Genomic DNA, 376 nt, shown 5'->3' with positions numbered 1-376 from the left:
GCTGGGCGAAGGGTACTGAATGTTCATGTACCAGAAGAGGGGGCCAAACTGAAGAGCGCGTTAAGTTTGGTTGTGCCGCCCCCGTGTTGCTTCGACCCGGTTCACCCCACCGGCGCAGCAGTTCAGAGTGGGCACAAGTCGCTATTCGCAAACCGCTTGGAAGGTCAGCTCAGAGTGGCTGGTTAAAACGTTAGCCGAGGACGACACCAATGAACGGCGCCGAATTGCTTGTATCTGCACTTGAAAACGAGAACGTTCGGCAGATCTTCGGCGTTCCCGGAGAAGAGAATCTCGACGTTGTTGAAGCACTACGGCATTCCTCGATCAAACTAGTGGTGACGCGCCACGAGCAGGCGGCATCGTTCATGGCGGCTAC

The 376-nt window shown here is 56.1% G+C and carries 1 protein-coding gene; it reads left to right on the top strand.

Going from position 1 to position 376, the window contains the following annotated elements; all coding sequences use genetic code 11:
- Positions 1-209: 209 nt before the first annotated feature.
- The coding region (locus tag EN851_RS34480; RefSeq protein WP_245520893.1) for a thiamine pyrophosphate-binding protein at positions 210-376 on the top strand (167 nt) is incomplete at its 3' end.

It is taken from the genome of Mesorhizobium sp. M8A.F.Ca.ET.208.01.1.1 (assembly GCF_004791315.1).
Classification (GTDB): domain Bacteria; phylum Pseudomonadota; class Alphaproteobacteria; order Rhizobiales; family Rhizobiaceae; genus Mesorhizobium.
This window is presented reverse-complemented; position numbering and strand designations above follow the sequence as displayed.